Raw genomic sequence first — 11,358 nt, 5'->3', positions numbered from 1 at the left:
CGGCCGCGCCAGGCCGCGGGCGGTGAGGCGGGAGCGCCCGCCCGCCCCGGGGGGGGGGGGGGGGGGGCGGGCCGGGGGGGCGCGCCCCCCCCCCCCCCCCCCCCCACGGCTCGGAGGTGGCCGCCCGCCAGCGCACCGGTGCCGCGCCCTCGGCGGTGAGGGTGACGACGGTGACGTGACCGCGCGAGCGGGCCTGCACCAGCAGCCGGCCCGGGCGGGGCGCCGAGCGGTCCTCGCCGTCCGCGAGGTCGCCGGACGGCGAGGCGGAGCCGCGGGCCCCCGCCGGGGCGGAGGCGGCGGCGGACGCCGAGGGGGCGGCGGAGACGACGGAGACCGACAGCCGGCCCTGGCCGCGGTTGGACCGCCCGCGCGCGTCGGCCGCGCCCGCGACGCCCGCCTTCTCGTACTGCACGCCGTCGAGGCCCTCGCCGGCGCTGAAGGAACCTTCCCCCTTGTGCTCGGGGGCCAGCGGCGCGCCGTGGTACGCCGCCCACAGCGCCAGCACCGGCGCCGCGACGACGGCCGCGACGACCGTGGAGGTCACCGCGCGGTGCCGCATCCGGGCCCGCCGCGCCATCCGTTCCTTGAGGTCCATCGGGAAGCCGTGCCGGTCGAAGCGCGGGGTGCCCTGGCGGGCGCGGCCGACGCCGCCCCGCATGGCGTGCAGCAGGGCGGCGTACGCGGCGGAGCGGGGTGCCTCGACCGTCGACAGCACGGCCGTGGCGGCGGTGGTGGCCAGGCCCGGCCAGGGGCCCGTCGCCACGGCGCGCTCGGCCGTGACCCGGCAGTGCGGGCAGACGTCGACGTGGGTCACCAGCTCGCGGCGGAGCGCCGAGCCCAGCAGCACCCGGGCGTCACCGGCGAGCCGGGCGACGGCCGCACAGTTGCCGAGCTCGACCACGGCGAGGGCCGCCCGGGTGCGCTCCACCTCGCAGGCCGCCTGGGCGAGCAGCGCCCGCGTCGCGTCCGGCTCCCGTCCGACGACCAGGGCCACCTCGTGCGGGGCCAGCTGGTGCCGGACGGCGAGTTCCAGCGCCTCGCGCTGCTCGGGGGTGGTGCCGGCCGCCTCGGGCCAGGCCAGTGCCGCCAGTTCGCCGCGCCTGCGGGCGGCGACGTCCGCGGAGGCCTGCACCGACACCGGGCGGCCCTCGGCCAGGGTGCGCAGGCAGGCCCAGCGGGCCAGCGCGTACAGCCAGGGCCTGCGCAGCTCCGGGTCGCGCAGCCGGGCGCGCTGGCGCTCGGCCACGGCCAGCACGTCGCCGAGGGCGGCGGCGGCGGAGTCGTGCTCGCACAGCACCGAGAGGCAGTAGGTGAACAGCCCGTCCAGGTACGGCTCGTAGTGGGCCGGCGGCTGCGCGGGCAGGGTCCCCTGCGGGCGCGGCCGCCGCCGCGCCGGGGACCCGGTGGCCCCCGGCGCGGAGCGGCCACGCTGGACCGGCGCGCGGTGTCGGCGGTGCGCGCCGGTTGTCTGGGAGGGTGTGTCAGACCTGCTGCTCATCACTCCGTGACGGTAGGACCACGACCCGTACGCCCTCAGGCATCACGGCGGGCTTTAATCCAAATGGGTGGTGATCCCGCCCGAAAGAGCACACGCCGCTCACTCCCCCGGGTGACCCCTCCGGCCAGGTGCGCGAGCCTTTTCCGGCGCGGACGGCAGACGTCCGCGCCCGGGGCGGCGCCGCGTTGTCGGTGGCACCCGATAGCGTGCGGCACATGGCTGCCCGTACCCGCCCCGCTTCCAAGGACCGTCCGTCGTACCGCTGCACGGAGTGCGGCTGGACGACGGCCAAGTGGCTCGGCCGCTGCGGCGAGTGCCAGGCGTGGGGGACGGTCGAGGAGTACGGCGGCGCGTCGCCGGTGCGGACGACCGCGGCGGGCCGGGTGACCACGCCCGCCAAGCCGATCGGCCAGGTGGACGGGCGCCAGGCCACCGCGCGCGGCACGGGCGTGCCGGAGCTGGACCGGGTCCTGGGCGGCGGGCTGGTGCCCGGGGCCGTGGTGCTGCTCGCCGGCGAGCCCGGCGTGGGCAAGTCGACCCTCCTGCTGGACGTGGCGGCGAAGGCCGCCGGCCCGCAGGCCCGGACGCTGTACGTGACGGGCGAGGAGTCCGCCTCGCAGGTCAGGCTCCGCGCCGACCGCATCGGGGCGCTCTCCGACCACCTCTTCCTGGCCGCCGAGACGGACCTGTCGGCCGTGCTCGGCCACCTCGACGACGTGAAGCCGTCCCTGCTGGTCCTGGACTCGGTGCAGACCGTCGCCTCCCCGGAGATCGACGGCGCCCCCGGCGGCATGGCCCAGGTGCGCGAGGTCGCGGGCGCCCTGATCCGCGCGTCGAAGGAGCGCGGCATGTCGACGCTGCTCGTCGGCCACGTCACCAAGGACGGGGCGATCGCGGGTCCCCGCCTCCTGGAGCACCTGGTGGACGTGGTGCTGTCCTTCGAGGGCGACCGGCACGCCCGCCTCCGCCTGATCCGGGGCATCAAGAACCGCTACGGCGCCACCGACGAGGTCGGCTGCTTCGAGCTGCACGACGAGGGCATCACGGGCCTGGCCGACCCGTCCGGTCTCTTCCTGACCCGGCGCGACGAGCCCGTCCCCGGCACGTGCCTGACGGTGACCCTGGAGGGCAAGCGCCCGCTGGTCGCCGAGGTGCAGGCGCTGACCGTCGACACCCAGATCCCCTCTCCGCGCCGTACGACCTCCGGCCTGGAGAACTCCCGGGTGTCGATGATGCTCGCGGTGCTGGAGCAGCGGGGCCGGATCAAGTCGATCGGCAAGCAGGACATCTACACGGCCACCGTCGGCGGCGTGAAGCTCGGGGAGCCGGCCGCCGACCTGGCGGTGGCGCTCGCCCTGGCCAGCGCGGCGATCGACACGCCGCTGCCGAAGAACCTGGTCGCGGTGGGTGAGGTGGGCCTGGCGGGCGAGGTCAGGAGGGTCACCGGCGTGCAGCGCAGGCTCGCGGAGGCGGCCCGGCTGGGCTTCACCCACGCCCTCGTGCCGCCGGACCCGGGGAAGATCCCGCCGGGGATGAAGGTGACGGAGGTGACGGACATAGGGGACGCCCTGCGCGTCCTGCCCAAGAGGGCCCCACGTCCCTGACCCTTCCGACGGTAAACTTTGCCCTGGTCTCGCCCATCCGGGCATCCGTACGACCGGAGGAGAGCAGTGGCAGCCAACGACCGGGCGGCAGCTCCCGGCAAGGCCTGGGGTCGCGAGGGCTCCGGCGGTGAGGGCCTGATGCGCGCCTCCCTGAGCGCCGTCGCCCCCGGCACGGGCCTTCGGGACGGCCTCGAGCGGGTTCTGCGCGGCAACACCGGCGGCCTCATCGTGCTGGGCATGGACAAGACCGTCGAATCGCTGTGCACCGGCGGTTTCGTGCTGGACGTCGAGTTCAGCGCCACCAGGCTGCGCGAGCTGTGCAAGCTCGACGGCGCCCTCATCCTCGACCGGGACATCACCAAGATCGTGCGGGCCGGGGTCCAGCTGGTGCCGGACGCGGCCATCCCCACCGAGGAGACCGGCACCCGCCACCGCACCGCGCAGCGGGTCTCCATCCAGACCGGCTTCCCCGTGGTGTCCGTCAGCCAGTCGATGCGGCTGATCGCCCTGTACGTGGGCGGGCAGCGCCGCGTCCTGGAGGACTCGGCGGCCATCCTCTCCCGCGCCAACCAGGCGCTGGCCACGCTGGAGCGCTACAAGCTGCGCCTGGACGAGGTCGCCGGCACGCTCTCCGCCCTGGAGATCGAGGACCTGGTCACCGTCCGGGACGTCACGGCGGTCGCGCAGCGCCTGGAGATGGTGCGCCGGATCGCCACGGAGATCGCGGAGTACGTGGTCGAGCTGGGCACCGACGGCCGGCTGCTCTCCCTGCAGCTGGACGAGCTGATCGCGGGCGTCGAGCCCGAGCGCGAGCTGGTCGTCCGCGACTACGTGCCGGAGCCGACCGCCAAGCGCAGCCGCACGGTCGCCGAGGCGCTCGCCGAGCTGGACTCGCTGCCCCAGGGCGAACTGCTCGAACTCCCCACCGTGGCGAGGGCGCTGGGCTACGCGGGCTCCCCGGAAGCGCTGGACTCGGCGGTGTCGCCGCGCGGGTACCGGCTGCTGGCGAAGGTGCCCCGGCTGCCCAACACGATCGTGGAGCGGCTGGTCGAGCACTTCGGCGGGCTGCAGAAGCTGCTCGCCGCGAGCGTGGACGACCTGCAGACCGTCGACGGTGTCGGCGAGGCCCGGGCCCGCTCCGTCCGCGAGGGCCTGTCGCGCCTCGCGGAGTCCTCGATCCTGGAGCGCTACGTCTGAGACCCCGAGGGACCCCGGGCCCCGGAGCCGCGGCGTCCAGGGTGTCCGGAGCGTCCCGGCCCGGCCGGGGCTCCTTAAACGTTCTTCAGGACGAAGGACGTCTGCTTGGCGGAGCGGCCCGGCAGCTTCACCTCGAGCAGGTAGGTGCCGTAAGGGGCGGTGCGGGTCTTGGGCGTGGCGCACTGCGGGGAGCTCGTCCGGCGGTCCCACTCGACGTCGTACGAGGTCGAACCGCCCGCCGGGACCTGGAGCAGGTACGCCGCCCGGCTCCTGGGGCAGTCGTCGCTGGCCCACACGTGGTGGTCGCCCACGTCGGTGATGGACAGCACCGCGGACTCCGGGCCGAAGTCCAGCTTGCAGGCGGTTGCGGTGGGGTTGGTCGCGGTCAGCGTGAACCGGGGCCGCTCACCGGGCTCGTAGGCGTTGTCGGTGCTGCGCACGCTCAACGAGACACCCGGACCGCAGTCCGGCAGCGAGGAGCCCGCGGGCAACTGCCCGCCGCCGCCGCCGTTCCCGCTGCTGCCGCCGGAGCCGCCCGTCCCCGCGGCGCCCGAGGCACCGGAGTCCGCGCCGCCGTCGCCCGCGCCCGCGGCGGCGCCCTGCGAACCGCCGTCCGTGGCACCGGAGTCGCCGGTACCGCCGTCCGCGCCGCCGTCCGAGGCGTCACCGCCGTCGTCGCCTCCCCCGCCACCGACCGAACCGCCCGGGCGGGAGCTGTTGAGCGGACCGCTCGCGGACGGACCGGGGGTGATGGACGGCGCCGGCGTGCGGCCGTCCGGCCCGTTGGCGCTGTTCCCCCCGCCGTCACGGGAATTGACGGCCCATACGGCCAGGACGGTGAGCAGCGCGAGCAGGAGCAGCACAACCGCCCGTCGCCGCCAGTAGATGGAGGACGGGAGAGGTCCTACGGGATTGCGCATAGAGCCCACGCGCAAACCTTATGCGGTTTCCCATGAATCGGACCAAGGCACGCGCGGCACGCTGGCAACTTGTGTGATTGATCAGCAGATCTCCCCTCCGTTCCGGGGAACTCCCTCACCCGTTCGCGCTGCCCGCCGCGGCGCCCCCGGGGACGTAGGATCGAAGGCGCTATGAACGACGACCGCGACCACCACCCGCTGCACTCGCCCGTGATCGACTGGTTCGACGACCACGCCCGGGACCTGCCGTGGCGGCGCCCCGAGGCGGGCGCGTGGGGCGTCATGGTCAGCGAGTTCATGCTGCAGCAGACCCCGGTCAGCCGGGTCCTGCCGGTGTACGGGCAGTGGCTGGAGCGCTGGCCCACCCCGGGCGGCCTCGCCGCGGAGGCCGCCGGCGAGGCGGTGCGCGCCTGGGGCCGGCTGGGCTATCCCCGCCGGGCGCTGCGGCTGCACGCCGCGGCGACCGCGATCGCCCAGCTGCACGGCGGCGAAGTACCCACGGAGCACGCCGAGTTGCTGGCCCTCCCGGGGGTCGGGGAGTACACGGCCGCCGCGGTGGCCTCCTTCGCGTACGGGCAGCGGCACGCGGTGCTGGACACCAATGTGCGCCGGGTGTTCGCGCGTGCCGTGACCGGTGTGGAGTACCCGCCGAACGCCACGACCGCCGCCGAGCGCCGGGTCGCCCACCGGATGCTCCCCGCCGACGAGGCCACCGCCGCCCGCTGGGCCGCGGCCACGATGGAACTGGGGGCGCTGATCTGCACCGCCCGCGGCCCCGAGTGCGTGCGCTGCCCGATCGCCGGGCAGTGCGCCTGGCGGCTGGCCGGCTCCCCCGCGCACGACGGCCCGCCGCGCCGCGGCCAGACGTACGCCGGCACCGACCGCCAGGTCCGGGGCAGGCTGCTGGCCGTGCTGCGGGAGGCCACGGAGCCGGTGCCGCAGGCCGCGCTGGACGCCGTGTGGCACGAGCCCGTCCAGCGTGCCCGGGCCCTGGACGGCCTGGTCGCCGACGGCCTGGTGGAACCCCTGCGGGACGGTCTGTACCGGCTGCCCGGCTGAGGGCCGCGCCTCCGCGGCGGCCGCGTCGTTACACAACCGATGGGTGGCTGTGGGTCCGCTGTGCGGCGGCGGTCGCCAAAGCCGGACATCCGCTCCGTAGCGTCGGCCGGGTCGTAATCGAGCGCGCCGGACGGAGGGACGCCATGGCGGCGAACGCCCAGGGGACAGCCCCGGTCATGGACTTCGAGGAGTACGTGCGGAACCGGCAGGAGGCGCTGCTGCGCAGCGCCCGCCGGCTCGTGCCGGACCCGATCGACGCCCAGGACCTCGTCCAGACGGCGCTGGCGCGCACCTACCCGCGCTGGGGCGACATCGCCGACAAGAACCTGGCCGACGCCTACATGCGCCGGGTGATGATCAACACCCGCACGGAGTGGTGGCGCGCCCGCCGGCTGGAGGAGGTGCCCACCCCCGAGCTGCCGGAGGGCTCCGTCGACGACGGCACCGAGCAGCGGGCGGACCGGGCGATGCTGCTGGACGCCCTCGGCATGCTGGCCCCCAAGCAGCGCCAGGTGGTGCTGCTGCGCCACTACCGGCAGCTCAGCACGGAGGAGACGGCGCACGCGCTGGGCATGTCGGTGGGTACCGTGAAGAGCACGCTGCACCGGGCGCTGGCGCGGCTGCGCGCCGAGCTGGAGCGGCAGAGCAACGGATACGGGAGGCCCGTGGAGCCCGCCACGGGCAGGACGGAGGGCGTGTGCGCCGCAGCGTAGTCCCGGTGGGTGCCGCCGCCGCTGTCGCGGTGTGCGGGGCGCTCGTCGCCGTGACCAGCTGCCGCGACGCCGGGGGTGTGCGCGAGGAGGGCACCGCCTCGGTCGCCTCCCCCGCCCCGCCGTCCCCCTCCGCGTCGCCGCCCGCCGCGGACGCCCACCCGCTGGACGCCGGGCGCTCCGCGGACCCGCGGGCGCTGGACGCGAAGGCCGCCGCGGACGTGGTGCACATGGTGCGGCACGACCCGAAGGTGGCCCGGGACATCCGGGACGGCCTGGCGGCCTGCCCCGCGCAGTCCGCGGTCACCGAGGCCCGTCCGGTGGCCGCCGCGGAGCCCTACCCGGTGGACCGCCGCGCCGCGCGGCTGACCGGCGGGCAGGGCACGGACCTGGTGGTGAACGTCTCGACCTGCGCGGACAGCGTGGGCATCGGCAGCTACGTCTACCGGCGGGTGGGCGGCGCGTACGTCAACGTCTTCACCGACGAGCAGCCCCCCGTCTTCGCCGAGGTCAGCGGCGGCGTCCTGAAGGTGACCCACCAGGTGTACGCGCCGCAGGACGCGGTCTCCAACCCCTCGGGCGAGGACGTGACCACGTACCGGTGGAACGGCTCCCGCTTCGAGGAGGTCTCCTTCTCCCACCGCGACTACGGGACGGACGACGGCACCACCGGGAGCGCTCCGCATGGCTGAGACGTACGTCCTGTTCGTCGAGGACGACGACGTCATCCGCGAGGCGACCACGCTGGCGCTGGAGCGGGACGGCTTCGAGGTGACGGCCGTGCAGGACGGCCTGGCCGGGCTGGCGGCGTTCCGCGCGCGGCAGCCGGACCTGGCGCTGCTGGACGTGATGGTGCCGGGCCTGGACGGGGTGAGCCTGTGCCGGCGCATCCGGGACGAGTCCACGGTGCCGGTGATCATGCTCTCGGCGCGGGCGGACGCCATCGACGTCGTCCTGGGCCTGGAGGCCGGCGCCGACGACTACGTGACCAAGCCGTTCGACGGGGCCGTGCTGACCGCCCGCATGCGGGCGGTGCTGCGGCGGTTCCGGGTGGCCGCGGTGGACGGTCCCGCGGCCGGGGCGGGGGTGCTGACCTTCGGGGACCTGGAGGTGGACCCGGAGGGGATGGAGGTGCGGCGGGCCGGCGAGCGGATCGCGCTGACCCCCACGGAGATGCGGCTGCTGCTGGAGTTCTCGGCGGCGCCGGGAACCGTGCTGTCGAGGGACCGGCTGCTGGAGCGGGTCTGGGACTACGACTGGGGCGGCGACACCCGGGTCGTGGACGTCCATGTGCAGCGGCTGCGGGCGAAGGTCGGGCAGGAGCGCATCGAGACGGTGCGCGGCTTCGGCTACAAGCTCAGGGGCTGACGCGGTGACCGCACGTCCCGGCAGGCCCGCCGCGAACAAGGGCCGCCCGCTGCCCGAGATCGGGTTGCGCTGGAAGGTCTGCGTGGCGATCGCCGTGGTCTCGGCGCTGGTCGCGCTGGTGCTGAGCCTGGTGGTGCACAACGCGGCCCGGGCCAGCATGATCGACAGCTCCCGGGACGTGCAGGACGAGCGGGTGCGGTTCGTCCAGCGGATCTACGAGTCCACCGGGCGGCTGGGGAGCCTCTTCGGAGCCCGGCTCAACGACCCGGACCTGCCGGCCTCGCTGAAGCGGCTGGCCCGCGAGGGCAAGCGGGCCACCTACGTCGACAACTCCGGTGGCGCGCCGGTGGTGTGGGCCGCGACGCCGGTGAAGGACGGCAAGATCCTGTCGCTGAAGACGACCTTCACCGACGGCTTCGCGGTCCTGGAGGACCTGGACCAGGCGCTGGTCATCGGCTCCTCGGCGGTCGTGGTGGGCGGTACGGCGCTGGGCGTGCTCATCGGCGGGCAGCTGTCGCGGCGGCTGCGCAAGGCCGCCGAGGCGGCGGGCCGGGTGGCCGACGGGGAGACGAACGTACGGGTGCGCGACGCGATCGGCGGCCGGGTCCGGGACGAGACGGACGAGCTGGCGCGGGCCGTGGACGCCATGGCGGACGCCCTGGCCGGCCGGCTGGAGGCCGAGCGCCGGGTCACCGCCGACATCGCCCACGAGCTGCGCACCCCGGTGACGGGGCTGGTCACGGCGGCCGAACTGCTGCCGCCGGGGCGCCCCTCGGAACTGGTCAGGGACCGCGCGCAGGCGCTGCGCACGCTCGTGGAGGACGTGCTGGAGGTCGCCCGGCTGGACGGCGCCGCCGAGCAGGCCGACCTGCAGGACGTGGCGCTGGGCGACTTCGTGCGGCGCAGGGTCGCGGCGGCGGCGCCCGAGGCGACCGTGACCGTACGCGGGGACGCCGTCGTCCGCACCGATCCGCGCCGGCTGGAGCGGGTCCTCGGCAACCTGCTGGCGAACGCCGCGCGGCACGGCCGGCCGCCGATCGAGGTCACCGTCGACGGCCCGTACGTGGAGGTCCGCGACCACGGCCCGGGCTTCCCCGACGACCTGCTCCGCGACGGCCCGAGCCGCTTCCGCACGGGCAGCAGCGACCGGGCCGGCAGCGGCCACGGACTGGGCCTGACCATCGCCACCGGCCAGACCCGCGTCCTGGGCGCCCGCCTCACCTTCCGCAACGTGCCCGTGGCGGACGGCGGCGGCGCGGTCGCCCGGCTGCTGCTGCCGAGGGAGTAGCCGCGCGACGCGCCCGGGCAGGCGCGCGACCCCGCGTACGCACGATGCCCGCACGCGGGTCGGAAGACCTGCGGGCGGGCATCGGCAGCGGGTGGGGCGGGGTGGGCCGGCGGCTCAGACCACCTCGACCGCGGCGACCGCCTCCTCCGTGCTGGGCACGGTGGGCGCCGAGCGCAGCGGGATCTCCTTGACGAAGAAGGCGAGCAGGAAGCCGATGACGCTGACGGCGGCGCCCCACAGGAACACGTGGTGCGTGCCGCCCGCGACGGCGTGCAGGTAGGCGTCCTTGACCGGCGGAGCCAGCCTGGCCAGGCCCGCCGGGTCCAGCTGGGCGGCGCCGGAGGCGGCACCCGCGGCGGCGTCGCCGAGGCGGTCCGTCATCGTGTTCTGCACCTGGTGGGTGAAGATCGCGCCGAAGAGGGCGACGCCGAAGGAACCGCCGATCGTCCGGAAGAGGGTGGAGGACGAGGAGCCGACGCCCATGTCCTTCATCTCGACGCTGTTCTGGGCGATGAGCATGGTGATCTGCATCAGGAAGCCCATGCCCGCGCCGAGCACGGCCATCCACAGGCCGGAGACGAAGCGGGTGGTGCCGGTGTCCATCGTCGACAGCAGGTAGAGGCCGACGGTCATCAGGCCGCCGCCGACGATCGGGAAGATCTTGTACTTGCCGGTCTGGGTGGTGACCCGGCCGGCTATGAGCGAGACGACCATCATCGACAGCAGCAGCGGCAGCAGCAGGAGACCGGAGTTGGTCGCCGAGGCGCCCTGGACGGTCTGCTGGAACAGCGGCAGGAAGGTCATCGCGCCGAACATCACGAAGCCGACCAGGAAGCCGATCACCGAGATCAGCGAGAAGTTGCGGCTGTGGAAGATGTGCAGCGGGATGACCGGCTCGGCGACGCGGGTCTCGACGTAGAGGAAGGCGGCCAGCGCGGCCACGCCGAGCACCAGCAGGCCCAGGATCTGGGGCGAGCCCCACTCGTACTGGTTGCCGCCCCAGGTGGTGAGCAGGACGAGCGAGGTGATGCCGACGGTCAGCAGCACCGTGCCCAGGTAGTCGATGCTGGTCTTGATGGTCTTCTTCGGCAGGTGCAGCACCGCCGAGATCATGAAGAGGGCGACGACACCGAGCGGGAGGTTGATGTAGAAGCTCCAGCGCCAGCCCCAGTTGTCGGTGATGTAGCCGCCGACGAGCGGGCCGCCGATCATGGCGACCGCCATGACGCCGGCCATCATGCCCTGGTACTTGCCGCGCTCCCGCGGCGGGATCAGGTCACCGATGATCGCCATCACGCCGACTATCAGACCGCCGGCGCCCAGGCCCTGGACGGCGCGGAAGGCGATCAGCTGGCCCATGTCCTGCGCCATGCCGGACAGCGCCGATCCGATCAGGAAGATCACGATCGACGACATGAAGATGCCCTTGCGGCCGTACAGGTCGCCGAGCTTGCCCCAGACGGGCGTCGATGCGGCGGTGGCGAGCGTGTAGGCGGTGACCACCCACGACAGGTGCTCCAGGCCGCCCAGTTCGCCCACGATGGTGGGCATCGCGGTGCCGATGATCATGTTGTCCAGCATCGCGAGCAGCATCGCGATCATGAGCCCGAACAACACCACGCGCACACTGCGCTGCGGGGTCTCGGCGGTGTCCGCCATCACAAGCTCCCCTACTTGTTTCTCTGTCTTGACTTGAGGTTGCTTACCTGCCGCC

General features: G+C 74.6%; 10 protein-coding genes. 7 read left to right on the top strand and 3 right to left on the bottom strand.

What is annotated here, in order from left to right; all coding sequences use genetic code 11:
- On the bottom strand, positions 1–1,498 hold a 1,498-nt coding region (locus ABZ479_RS25940), incomplete at its 3' end, for an RNA polymerase sigma factor (RefSeq protein WP_500463775.1).
- 215 nt (positions 1,499–1,713) lie between these two features.
- Here ABZ479_RS25940 and radA point away from each other — a divergent pair.
- A complete protein-coding gene (gene radA / locus ABZ479_RS25935; RefSeq protein WP_500463774.1) occupies positions 1,714–3,102 on the top strand; it encodes a DNA repair protein RadA in 1,389 nt (462 codons plus the stop codon).
- Between the two features lie 66 nt (positions 3,103–3,168).
- Complete coding sequence (gene disA, locus ABZ479_RS25930; protein ID WP_499610862.1) at positions 3,169–4,299, top strand: DNA integrity scanning diadenylate cyclase DisA; 1,131 nt, start codon at positions 3,169–3,171, stop codon at positions 4,297–4,299.
- Positions 4,300–4,373: 74 nt separating this feature from the next.
- Here the strand turns inward: disA and ABZ479_RS25925 are convergent, their stop codons facing one another.
- Complete coding sequence (locus ABZ479_RS25925; RefSeq protein WP_500463773.1) at positions 4,374–5,219, bottom strand: hypothetical protein; 846 nt, start codon at positions 5,217–5,219, stop codon at positions 4,374–4,376.
- Positions 5,220–5,390: 171 nt separating this feature from the next.
- Between ABZ479_RS25925 and ABZ479_RS25920 the strand changes: the two genes are divergently transcribed.
- The 5 genes from ABZ479_RS25920 (at position 5,391) to ABZ479_RS25900 (ending at position 9,644) form a co-directional block, all read left to right on the top strand.
- Positions 5,391–6,278: an HhH-GPD family protein gene (locus ABZ479_RS25920; protein ID WP_500463772.1), complete on the top strand. Its 888-nt coding sequence runs from the start codon at positions 5,391–5,393 to the stop codon at positions 6,276–6,278.
- 143 nt (positions 6,279–6,421) lie between these two features.
- Positions 6,422–6,991, top strand: coding sequence for a SigE family RNA polymerase sigma factor (locus ABZ479_RS25915; RefSeq protein ID WP_500463771.1), 570 nt, complete (start codon positions 6,422–6,424; stop codon positions 6,989–6,991).
- On the top strand, positions 6,976–7,680 hold the full coding sequence (locus tag ABZ479_RS25910; protein WP_500463770.1) for a hypothetical protein: 705 nt from the start codon (positions 6,976–6,978) through the stop codon (positions 7,678–7,680). Before ABZ479_RS25915 ends, ABZ479_RS25910 begins: the two co-directional genes overlap by 16 nt.
- Positions 7,673–8,356, top strand: a complete 684-nt coding sequence (gene cseB / locus ABZ479_RS25905) for a two-component system response regulator CseB (protein WP_500463769.1) — start codon at positions 7,673–7,675, stop codon at positions 8,354–8,356. The genes ABZ479_RS25910 and cseB overlap by 8 nt, the downstream gene beginning before the upstream one ends.
- A 58-nt stretch (positions 8,357–8,414) precedes the next feature.
- Positions 8,415–9,644, top strand: coding sequence for a sensor histidine kinase (locus tag ABZ479_RS25900; protein ID WP_500463778.1), 1,230 nt, complete (start codon positions 8,415–8,417; stop codon positions 9,642–9,644).
- A 114-nt stretch (positions 9,645–9,758) separates the two neighbouring features.
- Here the strand turns inward: ABZ479_RS25900 and ABZ479_RS25895 are convergent, their stop codons facing one another.
- On the bottom strand, positions 9,759–11,303 hold the full coding sequence (locus ABZ479_RS25895; RefSeq protein WP_500463768.1) for an MDR family MFS transporter: 1,545 nt from the start codon (positions 11,301–11,303) through the stop codon (positions 9,759–9,761).
- Positions 11,304–11,358: the final 55 nt, after the last annotated feature.

Source organism: Streptomyces sp. NPDC005722, assembly GCF_040630935.1.
Lineage (GTDB): Bacteria > Actinomycetota > Actinomycetes > Streptomycetales > Streptomycetaceae > Actinacidiphila.
The sequence above is the reverse complement of the archived record's forward strand: the minus strand, read 5'-3'. Positions and strand labels throughout refer to the sequence as shown.